The organism is Microcoleus sp. MON2_D5 (genome assembly GCF_036701905.1).
In the GTDB taxonomy this organism is placed as follows: domain Bacteria; phylum Cyanobacteriota; class Cyanobacteriia; order Cyanobacteriales; family Microcoleaceae; genus Microcoleus.
Map to the genome: position 1 here is coordinate 1 of NZ_JAUBRM010000109.1, position 17489 is coordinate 17489.

The window sequence follows — 17489 nt, forward strand, 5'->3', positions numbered from 1 at the left end:
ATCCTTTCTCTGCGCTGTGCTTATCTCAATGGTCAACTTTCCACTTGATATATGTGCAAAACTGAGATGCACCCGATTGGAACTAAATTAATGGCAGATATGAGCGCATTATCAGACTCTAACTCCGCCTAAAATTATTTGCTTAAATATTCGTCTACTTGTTAAAAAACCTTACTGTTTTAACTCTATATTTTCCTAATCCAATTGTACACCACAGCATACAAAGCCAGCAACTTATTGACAAAAGTTTGCCAGATAGAACCTTCCCCTTCCTCAGAAACTTCTCCGATTTCCACGGGGAGCGGCGGCATCCCGACTACTTCATAGAGCGGATATTCGCCACTTTTCCCCGGAATTTGCACGGATACGCACTGATTGACGATCGCCAATTCCTTCACTTCCTGATAAGTCTCCTCGGAAATCAATAAACTCGTTCCTACTTGCTTATTAGCCGCCTCGATCCGGCTGGCTAAATTCACTGCATCCCCGATCGCCGTCACTGTCTGATTTTTCAACGCCCCCAAATTCCCCACAACCACCCAGCCGCAGTGAATCCCAATCCCAATCCGCAATTGGTGACGGTACAAATTTTCAAAATAGGGATTGAGTTTCTCTAGTTCCTCGAGCATTTCCACCCCAGCCCTCACCGCTTGTTCGGCCGCCTTGTCAGGATTTTCCAACCCAAACAGGGCCATTAAACCGTCACCCATATAATTATTAATCATCCCGCCATTCCGGTTAATCGCAAAACCCATTTTTTGGAAATAGCGATTTAAAACATAGATTACGTCGTAGGGCAACAGCGATTCTGCAAAAGGCGTAAATCCTCGAATATCCGCAAACAAAATCGCAATTTTTTTCTCTTGACCCACAGGAGGAGAAATCAACTTTCCCGACATTTCGTCGTTAAATGATTCCAAGTCTTCAGAATCGATCGCCAATCGGCGCAAAATCACCTTGCCGCCCGCAACCTGCGTCTGACAAGCCAGCCTAATTTCCGGCTCTAAACGCAATTTTTTCGCGAGTTCCTCTTCCGGCGAAGTGCGCGGAGAGCAAAATTCCAAACCTTCGACAATCAATACCCGGCAAGTCGAACACCGGGCGCTACCGCCGCAGATGTGGGTGTGCGGAATGCCGGCACGCAGAGAAGCTTCGAGAATTATATCGTCGTCGTCTATCTCGATCGTGCGATCGTCCGGCAGATAGTGAATCTGTGGCATATGTAGCGCGTCTAGCTAATTAGCGAGGAATCTCGCGGACATCTGTTATTGCAGCGAACCTGTATGCAAACCCGGTTTCTCGGCATTTTTTCTGCGTCCCCTGATTCCTTAACTATAAGTCGCGATCGGCATTTGCTTCTCGTTTCCTCAGCTCAAGCGCCCAACTGACACCAGTTTAAAAAAATAATGCAACTCTAGGCAATAGTCCAACTCTTAGCTCATCATTCCTTCTCAATTCTCAAATCTCAAATGGTATAACTGAACACTGAAATTTTCATCTCACCGTGAAAATACCCCAATTCAAGCTGTGGAGTTAATCTAAAATCTAAAATCTAAGATCTAAAATAAACTGACATAATTCTTAATAAAATTTCGAGCGCCCAAAGCCCGATAAATCCGTTATCAAATCCCCTTCAACGGCGATATATTTTTCTGAATTTTCGGAATTTTCCTGTGGAGACCTGACTTTGTAATAGTTTCAGCTTTTTTGCTCTCTAACAACCAGCTAATTTTCGTGAGATAGAATAGCAGCATCTTTAAAACCAGTATAGCCATGACTTCATCAACAGCCCTACAAAGCATCGAAAAACACATTCCCATCGTGGGAGATGTACATAGCAAAAGTCCGCTCGCCTACGGAGCAACCCGCCTCGCAGTCAGTGCAGTTAACACGGTGCAAATGGCCGTAGCAGAGTCTTACATCAACGGATTAGAAGTCCCAGATTCAGTATTGCGATCGCTTTTTGATACCTGTATGCCGGTCTTTTTTAAGCATTTCCCGTCCCTGCTTGCACCCTACGAATGGGTACTAACAGAAACAGACCATACAGCCGAAGGACCACGGGATTTAATGAAGATTCAGTACGACTTGCCTCAAGCTATGCTGAATCGGATGTTAGGCGACGGAAAACTCATTTATCCTAAATACAGCATGGGGTTGTGGGAAAAAGGAGCCGCGAACCTTGAACAATCGCAAATGCAGATGATTGATGATGTGATTGAAAAGCTAGAGATTCAGGATGGCGACAATATTTTAGACTTTGGCTGCGGTTGGGGTTGCGTTCCGAATTACATTCTTTCCAAATTCCCCAATGTCACCTTTACCGGGATTAACTTGAGCCACCACCAATGCGAGTATATGCGTCAGAAGATGCAAGACCCAGAAAGCTACCTTAGTTCCGGTCGATTTACCCTATATGAAGGCGATTTGAACGACGCCAACTTCGAGACCAAATTTGACAAAATTCTCTCCATTGGAGTTTTTTGTCATGTAGGTAATTTAACGAAGGCTTTCCAAAAGCTGGCATCTTTCCTGAAGGATAACGGCAAAGTTTTCATTCACATCATCACAGTTCGCACTCCCAACAATATATCCAGCGTTTTCACCCACAAATACATTTTCCCCCACGGCCGTTACTGGAAATACGATGCCGTTCCCAGCCACAACAAAGACCTCAAAACCATTCAAAGATGGTATCTCAACGGATACAATTACTCCACAACCTTTGCTAACTGGCTGAAAAACTTTGACGATTCTCAGGCAATAGTCAAAGATTTAGATTACGGCATCGACTATGCCAAATTTCGTCGCATCTGGCGGTTTTACTTAATTTGGTTTGTGGCTAATTTCGCGAGTTGCGACGGCGAATATAACGGCAACGGTCAATATTTAATGGTTCGTGCCTAACCGCTAATCAGTAGACTAAGCTCAAAAAACCGAACACCCCGAACCCCGACATCTCAAAGAAGTCGGGGTTCTTGAGTGCGAGCTAGTTATCGGGAGAATGAAACCTTTCTAGGTTGATTTAGGGCGATCGAGAAGTGTTGCCTTCTTTTGAGAAATTTTTCTGAGTTTAAAAAAATCCGGAATAAGATTATTGCTCGGTGAATAAGACCTATATCAACCGTGATCCTGCACAATAGTTTTTAAATTCCATCCTCGATCGGTAGTGATGAGGTGCGATATTTTACTACAAAAAGAGAGTTGATTTATACAATGGTAGACAATATGAAACCTTCTCTTCCTCAAGACGACCCAAACCAAGAACAGCGCAAAGATTCCTTGAATCGTCAGCAACAAGCTTATCAGTTTGACTATGAGAGTTTATCACCTTTAGCATTATTGAAAGATGTGCCCGCCGTCGAGAATTTTTCGAGTAAGTATCTTGCAGAACGGATATTAGCAACATCGGAACTGCCAGCAAATATGCTGGCAGCCGATTCGAGAGCTTTTCTCGATCCTCTCGATGAACTCCAAGACTATGAAGACTTTTTTACTTGGCTGCCGCTTCCTGGAGTTGCCAAAATTTACCAAACCGATCGCTCTTTTGCAGAACAGCGCCTGTCTGGAGCAAATCCGATGGTGCTTCGCCTGTTAGATCAGGAGGACTCTCGGGCAGAAACACTGGCACAACTTTGCTGTTTGCAGCCCTTATTCGATCTTCGCAAAGAGTTACAGGACAAAAACATTTACATTGCCGATTATACAGGTACTGACGAACACTATCGCGGGCCTGCGAAAGTTGCAGGAGGAACCTATGAAAAAGGCAGAAAATACTTGCCGAAACCACGGGCTTTTTTCGCTTGGCGGTGGACAGGAATCCGCGATCGCGGTGAAATGACACCTATTGCCATTCAACTAGATCCTAAGCCCGGTAGCCATCTGTATACCCCATTCGATCCTCCTATCGATTGGCTGTATGCGAAACTCTGCGTACAAGTGGCAGATGCTAATCACCATGAAATGAGTTCCCATTTAGGTCGAACTCATCTGGTGATGGAACCAATCGCGATCGTCACCGCCCGACAGTTGGCTAAAAATCACCCGCTTAGCCTGCTGCTGAAACCGCACTTTCGCTTTATGTTGACCAACAACGATCTGGCGCGTTCTCACTTGATCGCTCCCGGGGGGCCCGTCGATGAATTGCTAGGCGGCACCTTGGCTGAGACAATGGAACTGACTAGAGAGGCGTGCAGTACATGGAGTCTCGATCAATTTGCCTTGCCCGCTGAACTGAAAAATCGGGGAATGGATGACCCCAATCAACTGCCTCACTATCCTTACCGAGATGATGGATTGTTGCTTTGGGATGCGATTGAAACCTTTGTATCGGGCTATCTTAAATTCTTTTACCCGACGAATGAGGCGATCGTACAAGATGTGGAACTGCAAACCTGGGCTAAAGAATTAGCGTCTGATGACGGCGGTAAAGTCAAAGGAATGTCAGACCACATCGACACAGTTGAACAATTAATTGCAATTGCCACAACTGTAATTTTTACCTGTGGCCCACAACATTCAGCAGTCAATTTTCCCCAGTATGACTATATGAGTTTTGCGGCCAATATGCCCTTGGCAGCCTACCGGGACATTCCTGGAATTACCGCCTCGGGTCATCTAGAAGTGATTACGGAAAATGACATTTTACGGTTGCTTCCTCCGTACAAACGAGCGGCTGACCAACTGCAAATTCTGTTTATTTTGTCAGCTTATCGATATGACCGTTTGGGTTATTACGATAAATCTTTCCGAGAACTCTACCGGATGAGCTTCGATGAAGTTTTTGCGGGAACGCCGATCCAACTTTTAGCCAGACAGTTCCAGCAAAATTTGAATATGGCAGAACAAAAGATTGATGCCAACAATCAAAAACGAGTCATCCCTTACTTGGCTCTCAAGCCTTCGTTGGTACTAAATAGCATCAGTATGTAGGAGTGTATTTGTTGGGTGGGTGTTTCGCCCACCCCACAATAAAATTCATTATTTGTGGAACAGGCTTTCTGGCCTGTTCTTAAGCATCGTAGAAGATGTAAGAGCCCCTGCACATTCTCAGCTTTTGTATTCTTCAGCGATCGAGCAATTCACGCACATTGTACCCGACGAATCGGTGAAGGTCACTTCATCTTGATAATGCCGGGGTGTTTGCATCAGCAACCGCCAAGCTTCACCAGCATCGATTAAATTCATGCGATCGGGATAGTGAATTTGCAACAACTCTTGCACCATCGGATAATAGTCTGAGTTGATGCTGGGGAAAATATGATGCTCTGTGTGGTAAGAAAAATTCAAGTGCAGCCGGTCAAATATTTTAGGAACCCGCACTGAAGCACTGTTGATCAGGGGGTCATTAATGCTGGTCATCCGGCAACCCATGTGATTGGTATAGATGTAAAACATTGCGCCTGCATGACCAATTGCGATCGGCAAAAAGTAGGCTAGGGCAATTTTGAGGGGATGAAAATTTAGGTAGAACAAAATGCTGGCATGAATTCCTAAAATTCCCACACATTCAAAGGCGATAGCCACTCTATCTTTAGCACTAACTGTAAAAGCAGCCGGTACATAATCAACTGATTTATCATTAAATAAAAGTACCGAGGTTAGATTGCGGAAATTATGCACTAACCACGAACCGGCCATCCCTACAATTAACCACAGCGGATTGACTTCAACTGACGGTACAAACAGATTTTGAATCCATTTTCCCCAAGTATCTGGTTGCTGGTACAGATAGTTGCGATCGGGGTCTGCCAAAGAATTCGTGTTATTGTGATGTACGAGGTTGTGCAGATTTTTCCACTGAGTAGGTGGCATGAACAGCATACTTAGACCCAAAAAGGCGATCGGATAAGTCAGGCGAGACTTTTTCTGAACGCTGCCGTGCATCAAATCGTGGGAGCTAAATAGCAAAACTATGATACTATTGCCCATAATCGCGGCTAAAGGTAAGTAAAGCCATAAAAGATAGACAGGCCAGCGATCGAGATTAGCCGCAATTCCCCATCCTAACAATAAAATCCCGATATTTATCAGCAGTATCCCTAACTTGCTTGAATTCGGCTCAAAGGCATCTGATGGCAGTAGCGGACGCAATTTTTTAACATATACCGAGTGGTGAATTAGCGTTTCTGCGCCTACAGTCGGCGTTGCCGTCTTGTCTAGAGTATGGAGTAATTTTTCTGATTTCATGTGCTCGCTAAGAGGATTTTCATGTGACTTAATAAGTTTCTAAATTTAATTAGATCCCGTACCCAATTTAGATGGAACCCACACATAAATCCGGCGGCTTATTGTCAGGCGGCGGAGATTTTATCTGTCTCCACTGCGGCTATCCGGGAGCTTGTGATCAAATTGCTTTAGATCAAGGCTGCCTGATTTTTGTACCAAGATATTATTGTATCCTATAAAAATAATTTTGGAACACCTCTTAAAGGCTTACCTATCGATAATACTCTCCCACTTTTCAGTTGGGTTTAATCTCAATAACCCATCCTAAATAATCTATAAAATTAAAAAAGTCCGTTTCCTTGAACAATTTCTTTGATTGTCGTCAGCGTATCTAACCCGATCAATCCTCGACGATAACCTTTTTGGTTGGACATTCCCAAAAATATCGCATCTCCGCGATTTTGATAGCGCCAAAACCGAGGTGAGGCATTAATAAAAGTTGAGGCGCTGTTAACATCCAGAGCAAATTGGCGACTTTCTAAGTAAGATTCAGTGGCGATGCAGTCAGCGTGGCCGCTGCTGTAGCGGTTGATCCAGCCGATCGCAATCTCTAAACTATCGACAACTTTAAACGCTATGGTTTTGTTTAAATAAGGTTGAGTCCACTCGTATGGTTCCGCCAGCTTCAAGTCTGGGAAATCTGCCACGAGATCCGCATCAGCGCTAATTTGAAAGCCTTTTTCTTTTAAACTGTTCCACAGCCTGACTAAGGAAGAAGGCTTTTGGTTGCGATCGATCAGCACTTTCTCGATCGCATTAACAGGATCGGGCACGCTTTGATGGCTGTCCAAAATCATCCACCTTGCCATCTCCAAACTGCCAGTCGGTGACCAATAAAGGTAACAATTTCCCATCGCCGACCTCAAAACGGGTGCTGTACACAACCTCACCACCTGCTGCACCAAACTTGGCCTGCCGTAGGGAATAATTAAATTGAGATATTGGTCTTGAGTGACCAATTCTCGGATCGAAGCGCCCCGATCCGGCGGCAGTACCTGCAAACATCCCGAGGGCAAACCGACCTCATCGATCGCCGAAACCAAAGCTTCTCCAATTACTGTATTAGTTTGCCAGCTTTCGCTGCCACCTTTAAGAATCAAACTGTTAGCGCTTTTGAGAGACAAACCCGCGGCGATCGCCCCCAACTCGGGAAACGCCTCGTAAATTAGAGCGATCGCCCCCAGCGGCAGCGACTGACAGTAAACCTGACACCGATCGACCTGATAAGAAGCATTGATCACCCTACCGATCGGATCTGGCATTTCCCCCAACCGTTCCAGAATTTGCACAGTTGTCTTGATCCGTTCCGGCGTCAGCTTCAGCCACTCCACGATCAACTCGGGAATCGCCATGTCCCGACTTGCTTCTAGATCCAGAGTATTTGCTTCTAAAATGTCATTTTGCCGGCGTTTCAGCCAGCCCGCCATCGCCTGCAAACCTGCCGCGCGATCCGCACTCTTTGTCGCAGCCAACTCCAAAGAAGCTTGATAAGCGCGACGCGCGACATTTGCGGCATCTGATGAATGGGTAAAATCCTCTATTATCATCTAGCTAACGCCTGTAAGCGAGCCATACCATCAGCGCCGGCAGCATTGCTAGCAGCACGGCGACCATTGCCCACAGAATAATATTGGGGCCCGGCGAGTGCAGCGCCAAGGGCAACCAAATCACTAGCGGCACCAATATCATACCCAAAGCCAGTGGCAAATAATGGGCCTTCAAACCCGGATGCGCTCTGTTCCACTGGTTCCCTGTCCACCGCCAAGCCTGCTTGTAAGGATAGTTCGTTGATAGTTGCTCAATCACGTATCCACTTTCGTCCAATACAAATATTTGTTGACAGCGGTTGCATCCAAAGGCTTCTGTCAACGTTATAGGCACTAGACGACCCCGGCGTCGGCAAGGACAGGGGTACTCATCATTTAAGTCAATCTTTGGAACTTTTTGAGATGGCACTAGCGATCAGATAAAAAAAGCGTTTTTGCAAAAATAATCGTTAACATATCCAGTTAATCAAACTTGTCAATTCCGCCCTACCGAGGCTTTCAACTGCCTGTTCCGAGATATGTCCGACCGGCAATTTTGACTTGCAAGTTCTGCATTCAATCTTACCACTAACTTAGGTATTTTCAACCATCATTAGGAGTATACCGAAAACTTTCTCGATCTACTTTCCCCTTTCCTTGATGTTTTTATCTTCTAAAGCGGGTGACGCGATTCGAACGCGCGACATTCACCTTGGCAAGGTGACGCTCTACCACTGAGCTACACCCGCATTTCCTGCGGTATTAACAATATTGTCTCAATTCTCGAAATTTGTCAAGTCTTTTTAGTAAGTTTTTTTCAGAAACCCAGTAAAAACCCCCAAAGCCTATCCCCAACTGAAATTTCAGCAGCCAGATCATTAACCAAATCAGTAATTGCCGTGAAATTTGACCGCCATCGGCCGACGGCAAAGCTACAATCAAGCTGGAATTGTGGGAGAACACTGTCATGTCAGATTTAAATCGCGGAATCATGAAGTTCAAGGGAGCTGACAGTCCTATAGCGATCGCCATTTCGGCGATTCTCATTGCCGGCGGAATCGGCTTCTTGATCTGGTGGGCGCTGCAATCAGCCTACACCCTCAGCTAACAGACTACTCAAACGTAAAACTTATCAGACCTTGCTCAGAAGGCAGAATTTAAGAAAAATTCTGTCTTTTGCATTTTTTTGCCCTTCGTCTTGAATTTATTGCCCAGGAATGCGGATCGATTGCTGACGATCGAATGATTGCCATAAATCACCCGATCGGGCGAGTCACTAGCATGATCCCAGATGACTGCCCGTTCCACTACTTTTGTAGTACACTTGTAAACAAGGCGCGCCCAGAGCGCAGTTTTAGATGCAAGTGTTTGCAAGGGTTGTATCTCAACAAAAATTTATGGCAAGCTTTCAGGACATTTTCCAATACTACAGTCGCTACTGGAAAATATCAGTTTACAGCATAGGCGCATCGAGCGTTTTGGCGCTAGCCGATTTGCTTGTTCCCTACGCGATCGGTCAAATATTAAACGTATTGTCGGGTCAACCTACAGATACAGTAACGCAAAAACTCATAACAGCGATCGCCTCTGTTACCCAGCACTCACCCAGCAAAACATTATCCCTATCCATCTTGCTGGGTATAATTTTTCTGGTAACAGTCGCCAAAGCACCCGTACAGCCTTGGGTGGCAAATTGGTTCCACTGGGCGATACCATTGAGGGCGAGGCGCGATCGAATGAGAGGTGCGATCGGCAAAATCCTCACCTTACCCCTAGAATTCTACGACGAAAACAACGCTGGACGGATTGCCAGCCGCATCGCCAAAGGCATCGCCAACCATACTTGGACTTACCCAGAAATTGCCGGCGAATTCATCCCCGAAGTCGTCCGCTTAATCGGCATTTTTGCCGTTATCTGCTTAATTGAGTGGCGGATTGGCTTATTAATTTTGGTTTCATTCCTATTTATCCTCAGTTTCACCTTAAAAGGCTTGCAAGGGGTGACTGCGCGAGAAGAAATTCTGGATGAATACATCGAAGATACCGAAAGCCGCAACTCGGAAATTATCACCAACATCAAAACAGTCAAAGCTTTTGCCACAGAAAGCGATGAACTCAAAAGGCAAACAACCAGACTCGATCGCGAATTAAAAGTCGTGATCCACCGCATTCACAAAGGATACGTCACCTTGGGGGCATACCAGCAGACGATCGTCCAGTTGTGTTTGTTTTCAGTTCTCGGTTTTAGCCTAGCCGCCACGGTTGCAGGCAAAATTTCCCTCGGATATTTTGTTACCGTCTACACCCTGGCAAGCATGGCATATTCCCAACTGCGTCCGATTAGCATTATCGCCGAATTATTGGCGCGGCGTTATTCTTCAATGATCCGGTTCCACGAGTTTATGCAAACGCCAGACGGTGTTGATGCGGTTAATTTAGCAGAAAATGCTCGATCGGCGTCGCCTTATAAATTTACCGGCAAAGTTGAATTCAGCGGTTTGACGTTCGGGTACGACAGTCAAAAACCCGTTTTGCAGGATGTGAATTTATTGATTCATCCCCGTCAGACTGTAGCATTAGTCGGGCGATCCGGTTCCGGAAAATCGACTTTAGTTAAACTTCTGTTTCGCTACTTTGAACCGAACTCCGGCAGCATTCTGATCGACGGCGAAGACATTCGCAGCTTAGACGTGACTCGCTACCGCCAGCGTTTAGCCATTGTCCACCAAGAAGTAGACGTTTTTAACGGTACTTTGCTGGAAAATTTGACTTACGGAAACAGAAATGCAACTTTCGAGCAAGTTGAGGATGCTTGTCGCATTGCCAAAGTAGATGATTTTGTGCGGCTGTTGCCCCAAGGTTACTATACCGTGGTCGGGGAGAGAGGAATGCGGTTGTCCGGCGGTCAGCGGCAGCGGTTGGGGATTGCCAGGGCGCTGTTGGTGGAGCCGGATGTGTTAATTTTTGATGAGGCTACTTCTAGTTTGGACTATGAGTCGGAGCGATCGATACAGCTAGCCATGCAGAATATCCTCGGTACGCGCACCACCATAATTATTGCCCACAGACTGAGTACAATTCGCGAAGCCGATACGATCGTCGTACTCGACGGCGGTAGAATCGTCGAAATTGGCAGCCACGAAGAACTCTTAAACCAACAAGGCATTTACCGCCGCCTGCACTCCCTGCAAGAAACCGGAGAATTAGTGAATTAGGGATTTGGATTAAGTCTAGACTTAGGGTGCGTGCTCAGGGCAGGCACCAAGCCTAGACTTAGCAATGCGTACCTGAAACAGTATTCTATTTTCCGGTCTACCCTAAATGACTTATGGTTTCTCTACTTAATCATTAGAGTTTTAAATATAATGTTGCAAATAAAGATTCAGGTGCTAGGATTTATAACTGTGATGGAAATGGGTCGATGCCCGAGCGGTTAATGGGGGCGGACTGTAAATCCGCTGGCTACGCCTACGCTAGTTCAAATCTAGCTCGGCCCACCTCAATTTAATAAAAAGTTAAAATTTAAGAATTAAAAATTAATTTTTTAATTGGAGATTCTTAATTTTTTATGCCCGTGTAACTCAGTGGTAGAGTACCTCCTTGGTAAGGAGGAAGTCACGAGTTCAAATCTCGTCACGGGCTTGTCTTTTAAGCCATACAATTCCTTACTCCAGCTCGGAATATTCTAGAGCTTGGTTACTATGGCAGAGTAGTTACCGCAAGGTGATACATAACTACCAATTTCTACATCTTCGCTAGGTGTGTAGGGATGCTGTGTAACGCTGTGCTACGTATCGGTTCCCTTGATTCGAGGCCAGCGAAGCTTAAATCTATGCCGAAAAGAATCGCAGAGATTCTAGTCTCCAATTAGGTGCTAATCAGTTTCGTAAAATTCGGGAAAATACGGGCTAGAACCGCTTTTCAGTAGCTTTTGCCTTACTAACCAGCCAACAGTTGGCGTCTGCTCTCAATATGGTGGACTTGTCCTCCTTGTGCTATGCTCCATCGTAATTTCTAAAGCTTGTCTACAGTAAATCGCTCATATTTCGCTCACACTAACAATCCTATTTTTTAATAGTCGCTTGCAAATAAAGCAGCGGGTCTTCAGCAACCCAACCCAAACCCGAATTGTACCGAACTTCAAAATGCAAATGAGATGGCGGAATGTCCCGTTTTCCCGTCGTCCCGACAGTTCCCAAAACTTCTCCAGACAGCACTTTTTGACCGACTTTTACGGCAATATCTTTCAAATGAGCGTAGCGCGTTTGCTTCCCTGCTTGATGGTTCACCACAACTAAATTCCCGTAATCCCCCTGCGGCCCGGCAAAGGCGACAGTCCCCTCCCCAGCCGCCAAAACCTGCGTACCCTCCGACGCCAAAAAATCTACGCCGCTGTGGAAAAAAAATTCGCGCCGCGCCGGATGCAATTGCCGCCCGTAACGCAAAGCTTCCACTGCTGGGGCGGGCAGCGGAAATCTTTGCACCGATGGCGTTTTATCGGGATTTACAGAAGGCCCGATCGACCTATTCACCGCAGGTACAAACACGGTTTGCCCCAAAGGCCTGCAGCCATTCGCCTCAAATAGCAAATCTGCGGGCACTTTGTAAGCTTCTGCCAGTTTTTGCCAATTCCAGCCCGCAGGTACTTCTACCTCGATGCCACTGTACGGAGGAATGACGATCGCACTTCCAGCAGATACTTGAGGGCCCCGCAACGTCGGATTTATTCCGATCAGCGCCGCAGGAATCACATTGTATTGCCGCGCGATGCTTTCTATTGTTTCGCCCTGGGCCACAGTGTGGCGGCGCAATCGAGACATAGCCGGACTCGGGCAATCGCGGGCGGGGTCGGGGTTTTCTAGAGGTGTACCTCCGGGAAGATTTGCAGGTGGGAGCTCGGTATTTGCCACCGTTGGCCCAACGGGTGCGATCGACCAAAGTAGTGCAGAAATCAGCAGAAATAAACGTTTCAAAGTCATTAGATAGAGAAGAAAGTATTCATTTCGGACAATTGACAATTTTTGAGTCGAGTGAAACGGCATATTTGAAAGCTCTAGCCACCCCCCAGACTGTAAATCCCAGGCTAAGCCAAGTTAGGATGAGAATTATTAGTTTTGGTCGCTCTTGGGAAATCAGGCAAAAATTGCTTGTGATGCCCATCAGCGCCTGCCTGTTAACAGGTATGTTCTTGAGGAAGCGGTACGCCCCGCCCCGCTTCCTTCCCGTCGTCAAGACAAAAATGCTTGATTCGGAACGTGTCTGCGGGGATGAAGTATTTAACGGGAGTTATTAAATGAGTTTATCTTTTAAGCAAACGACCCTTTATGTGACTTTGCTGTCGATCGGGGGAGGCCTGGGATGGTTGGGCAATCGCTATCTGCAAGGCTCAAACACTCTGGAAACCGGATTGGTTTTGCCAGTAGTGCGCCAGCAAATCCCCCCCTATGCGTCTCCTCCGGTTCAGGAAAATCGGGCGGTAGATCGCAGCAATCCCAATTTTATTGCTGAAGCAGCCGAAAAAGTTGGCCCGGCTGTAGTGCGGATTGACGCCTCAAGCAAGGTGGCGAATCAAGTGCCGGAAGCTTTCAAAAATCCTTTGTTTCGTCGGTTTTTTGGGGAAAATTTGCCGCAGCCGGAAGAACGAGTCAAGAGAGGTACGGGTTCCGGGTTTATTCTCACTTCTGACGGCCGCATCGTTACTAATGCTCACGTTGTCTCGGGGACGGATACTGTCAAGGTGACGCTCAAAGACGGCCGCGAGTTTGAGGGTAAGGTGCAGGGAGTCGATCCGCTGACGGATGTCGCTGTGGTTAAGATTAATGCTAAGGAACTGCCGCAGGTGGCTTTGGGTCGATCGGACAATATTGTACCGGGACAGTGGGCGATCGCGATCGGCAATCCTTTAGGTCTCGACAATACCGTGACTGTGGGCATTATCAGCGCTACGGGTCGATCGAGTTCGCAAGTCGGCATCCCCGACAAGCGAGTCCGCTTCATCCAAACCGACGCCGCCATCAACCCCGGCAATTCTGGCGGGCCGCTACTCAATGACCAAGGCCAAGTAATTGGCATCAATACCGCTATCCGCGCGGATGCTCAGGGCTTGGGATTTGCAATTCCGATCGAAACCGCCAAACGAGTTTCCGATCAGTTATTTGCCAAAGGTAAAGCCGAACATCCCTATCTCGGCATTCAAATGGTCAGCTTGACTGCCGCCACCAAGGCCGAACTCAACAAACAGCTCGATAATAATAAAATTACCCTCGATCAAGGCGTAGCCGTGACGCGAGTCGTAGAAAATTCCCCCGCTCAAAAAGCCGACTTGCGCGCCGGAGATGTCATTCAAAAAGTTGACGGAATTGCAGTCAACACTCCCGGGGACGTGCAAGAACGGGTGGAAAACACTGTTGTGGGCAAAGAACTCGAACTGGAAATTAACCGTTTAGGTCAAGTTCAGAATATCAAAGTACGTCCGGGTGCTTTTCCCCTATCGGGTAGCTCCGCCGGTGGGTAATACCATTTGAGATTTTCGATTACAGAAGTGGGAATGACTTACGGGATAAGGATTTGGAGCTTACCTACCGTTGCTTTCTTTTGGGAAACTGCTATTAGTGGCAAACGGTGGAGGATGAAAGATAAATCTGATACTTTATAGTCCTGGATGCAGCAACCGGGTTTTTTCACCAAAATCCTCAGTGTAGGGCGAGGGATACCCGGTTAACAGCCCGGTTTCTTAATTCCCTGTGCCTCCCTGATTCAGGATTATGGGTTTTTCTTAACAACTTTCATCTTTCTGGCTTCCCCAACCCGTTGATCTTTTTACTTGTCTTTGGGCGAGTTGGGTTGAATCGAGCTGGTGCTTGCTAAATTTTCTTCTAGGTGCATCCTCTGCTCCATTTGCCTCAAAAAATAGCCTGTCATCATCGCTGAAGCTAGCAAGCCTGCTAAGTTTTCGCGGTCAGTGGTAATTTCGACGTTAAAATTTTCTGAAGGCAAAACCCCGACAAGTCCTTGAACGTTATGAGAGATAATTTCTCTGATGTCGGGGCTGACGGACTTGGCGACTCGGGCTAGAACCTCCGGGGATTGGTGTTGGAGGTACTTCAGCAGTGGATTGACTGCCGTTTGTTGGGCATTGGATGTGTCAAAGTCAGGGTGAAAAACCATTTGGCGATTCTTAATTTCTGGCTGGTTACATTCTACTTCAAACTACTCGTCATTGCTTGGGTACAAATTTGCCTGAAAGTCAATTTGCAATTGTTTTGGCAGTTGGTCTACTTGAAAGTACCGATGAAATTTCTCGGTAACTTGTAGCCAATATGACCGCCCCTCAGCAGGCCGCCGTTTGCGGACGAAACCCATTTCTACAAGTTCCTGCACTTGTTGGTAAGCTCCTGAACCTCGCAAGTTAACTAAATCTGGCTGAGCGATGCCACCTTTGAGGGCGATCGCAGCCAGCGTCCGCAAAGCTCCAACACCTAATTCTGGAGGTATTAAAGTTTGCATTAAACTGGCAAACTCTTCTCTGAGTTGCAGGCTGTATCCCGTGGGGGTTTCGACGACTTCTAATGCACTGTCGCGGTGGGACGAGTCAGACATGAGTTCGATGATGGCGTCTTCGGCTTCGGCTCGATCGCATTTGGCAATCTCGGCAATTTCTGCGATCGACACTGGCTGACCTTTTAGGTAAAGTATGGCTTCTATTGTTGTGGCTAAGCGAGTCATTTGGGAATTAGTAATTAGGAATTGGGACGTTGAAAGAATAAGGAGCAAGCAAGAAAGAAGAAGGAATCAGGAAAACAAGAGCTATCCGTATCTCACTAACTTCCGTGTCGTGAATAATGAGAATTGGTAATAAACATTCCCCTTACACAAATGATTAATAGTGTAGGTTAGGTTGAGGAACAAAACCCAACTATTTCAATTTTATTTTTTTTATCTCAGTCCGGGACGTATAAAATTTATATATAGGGTGCGTTATGGCGCCCCTAACCGCTAGAAGTAGAGCGTTAAACTTTTTTTGCTTCCCGGGATTCCGATGATTTTGCTAAAAAAATAGCATTGTTAATCGCCAATTTACCACGTTAGAGTATCAAATTTAGCAATTAGCTATTTATCAATCTCACTGTCGGCCCGTCAGCTATTCTACAAAAATATCCTCTCAATTAGAAGGAATAACCATCCTTCCATTTTTACCATCTTTGCCATACAGATATAAATTAGGTTCTTCCCGAGTAGGAAAAAACTTCTATTTCCAGCGAACGCCTATTTGTTTCATCACTAACCCTTGGTCATGTTCCTGCCGCAGTTGGGCCAACGTTCCTAGTCTAATTAGCCTGCCGCCGTCCATAATGCCGATGCGATCGCACAAATACTCCACTTCATCCATATAATGCGTTGTCAACAGCATTTTCATTCCCTGCTTGTTCAAATCTCGAATAATTTCCCACAATCACCGCCTTTGCGGGTCTAACCGTACCGTCGTTTTCTCCAAAAATAAGATTTGCGCCTCGTACCCAAGTTGTCTGGTAATTTGCAAACTTTGGTTCATTCCCCCCACAATTTTTTTACTAAATCATTTCGCCTTTCTGCTAATTCTACATATTCCAACCACTGTTTAATGAAGTGTTGCCGTTTCTGGTTAGGAATGTGGTGCATTGACCCGTGAAACTCCATATTTTCCCATACTGAAAGCTGATTATCAACACTGATTTGTTGGAGCAAGACGCTTATGCACTGTTTCACTTGCAAGCTTTGCCGCATCACGTCATATCCAGCTACCTAAATTGGACCGCTGCTGGGCTTAGTCAGGGTAGCCAGCATCCGAATTGTGGTCTATTTTTCGGCACCTTTGGGGCCTAGGAAACCGAACATTTCTCCGGCTTCAATCCTGAACGAATGGTGATTGACAACGAGGATTTTGTTGTAAATATTGCAGGCTTTTTGCAGAGAAAGAGACACAGACATAGGTATTTTGGTATAATTTACTGGAAACAAAGCTCTTTCTTCTCAGTCATATCATGTCAGGTAAATTAACCACAATACTTGTTGGGGCGAGTTTCACCAACAATCTTTAATTCACATCCACCATATTTATAAACCCGCCCCAACCAGGCGACAAAATTTTATAACGGGCAATTCAACAGACATGATATCATTCCTGGAGGCAGAAACCGGGTTCCATCTACTAAAATCTCTGGTGATATTCATCGGTACTGATACCAGAAAAACCCAGTTTATCTGCTATTTATACACGAGTTTTTTTTGTGTAACTAATCTGAGTGTCATCTGCAGGTAGAAAACTGATTTTTTTTACAGCTTGCAGTACCCACTTATTGCGGTTGAGTTAAGTCTGGTTTCAATTCCATCATCCTGCTGTCTAATTTGCGCGCTGCTTCGCTAATCGTTATAGCGGGTTTGCTGCCGTCGAGATATATTATCATCAGAAAACTTCCTATTTTTCCCCGTCGAAACAGCGCAACTTCGACATTCATTGTTACACCTTTTATTTTTCCTTGAGTTCTCCACCCACCCGATACCTCGCCAATCTTGTCTTCTAAGGTTAAAGCGGTAAGATTAGCAAACTGAAATTCGTTGTTACCACTGTTTAAACGTTGGGAGAACTGTTGTGCAAAGGGTGCATCTCAGTTTTGCACAAATATCAAGTGGAAAGTTGACCATTGAGATAAGCACAGCGCAGAGAAAGGATAGAGGCAACACTCTCGATATTCCACT

At 45.9% G+C, this 17489-nt stretch carries 16 protein-coding genes and 3 tRNA genes; 8 read left to right on the forward strand and 11 right to left on the reverse strand.

The genetic code is table 11. The features are described from left to right. Nucleotides 1-185: 185 nt before the first annotated feature. Nucleotides 186-1220 carry an adenylate/guanylate cyclase domain-containing protein gene (locus tag QUA47_RS26820; RefSeq protein WP_333433004.1) on the reverse strand — a complete coding sequence of 345 codons (1035 nt, stop codon included), beginning with the start codon at nt 1218-1220 and terminating at the stop codon, nt 186-188. A gap of 553 nt (nt 1221-1773) precedes the next feature. Between QUA47_RS26820 and QUA47_RS26825 the strand changes: the two genes are divergently transcribed. Continuing rightward, nucleotides 1774-2907, forward strand: a complete 1134-nt coding sequence (locus QUA47_RS26825) for a class I SAM-dependent methyltransferase (protein WP_333433005.1) — start codon at nt 1774-1776, stop codon at nt 2905-2907. Between the two features lie 309 nt (nt 2908-3216). Beyond that, entirely contained in the window at nt 3217-4932 is a 1716-nt protein-coding gene (locus tag QUA47_RS26830) for a lipoxygenase family protein (RefSeq protein ID WP_333433006.1), read from the forward strand. Between the two features lie 117 nt (nt 4933-5049). Here the strand turns inward: QUA47_RS26830 and QUA47_RS26835 are convergent, their stop codons facing one another. From QUA47_RS26835 to QUA47_RS26850, 4 genes are all read right to left on the reverse strand, one after another. Further along, nucleotides 5050-6189, reverse strand: coding sequence for a fatty acid desaturase (locus QUA47_RS26835; RefSeq protein ID WP_333433007.1), 1140 nt, complete (start codon nt 6187-6189; stop codon nt 5050-5052). Between the two features lie 320 nt (nt 6190-6509). Continuing rightward, nucleotides 6510-7775: a glutamate-5-semialdehyde dehydrogenase gene (locus QUA47_RS26840; protein ID WP_006635901.1), complete on the reverse strand. Its 1266-nt coding sequence runs from the start codon at nt 7773-7775 to the stop codon at nt 6510-6512. 4 nt (nt 7776-7779) lie between these two features. Beyond that, complete coding sequence (locus QUA47_RS26845) at nt 7780-8184, reverse strand: hypothetical protein (RefSeq protein WP_190663244.1); 405 nt, start codon at nt 8182-8184, stop codon at nt 7780-7782. Between the two features lie 247 nt (nt 8185-8431). Next, nucleotides 8432-8503, reverse strand: a tRNA-Gly gene (locus QUA47_RS26850). Between the two features lie 218 nt (nt 8504-8721). On the opposite strand from QUA47_RS26850, the gene QUA47_RS26855 reads away from it, so the two are divergent. The 4 genes from QUA47_RS26855 to QUA47_RS26870 all read left to right on the forward strand — a co-directional run bounded on the left by QUA47_RS26855 (nt 8722) and on the right by QUA47_RS26870 (nt 11396). Then, nucleotides 8722-8862: a hypothetical protein gene (locus QUA47_RS26855; RefSeq protein ID WP_190663245.1), complete on the forward strand. Its 141-nt coding sequence runs from the start codon at nt 8722-8724 to the stop codon at nt 8860-8862. A 289-nt stretch (nt 8863-9151) separates the two neighbouring features. Then, nucleotides 9152-10969: an ABC transporter ATP-binding protein gene (locus QUA47_RS26860; protein WP_333433008.1), complete on the forward strand. Its 1818-nt coding sequence runs from the start codon at nt 9152-9154 to the stop codon at nt 10967-10969. Nucleotides 10970-11169: 200 nt separating this feature from the next. Continuing rightward, a tRNA-Tyr gene (locus QUA47_RS26865) sits at nt 11170-11251 on the forward strand. Between the two features lie 73 nt (nt 11252-11324). Further along, a tRNA-Thr gene (locus QUA47_RS26870) sits at nt 11325-11396 on the forward strand. Nucleotides 11397-11818: 422 nt separating this feature from the next. Here the strand turns inward: QUA47_RS26870 and QUA47_RS26875 are convergent. Beyond that, the gene (locus tag QUA47_RS26875) at nt 11819-12574 is read right to left on the reverse strand and encodes a M23 family metallopeptidase (protein WP_333433009.1); all 756 of its coding nucleotides are present in this window, start codon (nt 12572-12574) and stop codon (nt 11819-11821) included. Between the two features lie 44 nt (nt 12575-12618). On the opposite strand from QUA47_RS26875, the gene QUA47_RS26880 reads away from it, so the two are divergent. After that, the gene (locus QUA47_RS26880) at nt 12619-13047 is read left to right on the forward strand and encodes a hypothetical protein (RefSeq protein ID WP_333433010.1); all 429 of its coding nucleotides are present in this window, start codon (nt 12619-12621) and stop codon (nt 13045-13047) included. Continuing rightward, nucleotides 13048-14268, forward strand: coding sequence for an HhoA/HhoB/HtrA family serine endopeptidase (locus tag QUA47_RS26885; protein ID WP_333433011.1), 1221 nt, complete (start codon nt 13048-13050; stop codon nt 14266-14268). It begins immediately after the preceding gene. A gap of 305 nt (nt 14269-14573) precedes the next feature. Here QUA47_RS26885 and QUA47_RS26890 read toward each other — a convergent pair whose 3' ends face one another. The 5 genes from QUA47_RS26890 to QUA47_RS26910 all read right to left on the reverse strand — a co-directional run bounded on the left by QUA47_RS26890 (nt 14574) and on the right by QUA47_RS26910 (nt 17248). Further along, on the reverse strand, nt 14574-14921 hold the full coding sequence (locus QUA47_RS26890) for a DUF760 domain-containing protein (protein ID WP_006635907.1): 348 nt from the start codon (nt 14919-14921) through the stop codon (nt 14574-14576). 42 nt (nt 14922-14963) lie between these two features. Next, nucleotides 14964-15479, reverse strand: a complete 516-nt coding sequence (scpB, locus tag QUA47_RS26895) for an SMC-Scp complex subunit ScpB (RefSeq protein ID WP_006635908.1) — start codon at nt 15477-15479, stop codon at nt 14964-14966. A 523-nt stretch (nt 15480-16002) separates the two neighbouring features. Then, on the reverse strand, nt 16003-16206 hold the full coding sequence (locus QUA47_RS26900) for a hypothetical protein (protein ID WP_333433012.1): 204 nt from the start codon (nt 16204-16206) through the stop codon (nt 16003-16005). A gap of 95 nt (nt 16207-16301) precedes the next feature. Beyond that, complete coding sequence (locus tag QUA47_RS26905) at nt 16302-16499, reverse strand: hypothetical protein (RefSeq protein WP_333433013.1); 198 nt, start codon at nt 16497-16499, stop codon at nt 16302-16304. A gap of 587 nt (nt 16500-17086) precedes the next feature. Next, complete coding sequence (locus QUA47_RS26910; protein WP_190735839.1) at nt 17087-17248, reverse strand: hypothetical protein; 162 nt, start codon at nt 17246-17248, stop codon at nt 17087-17089. Nucleotides 17249-17489 lie beyond the last annotated feature (241 nt).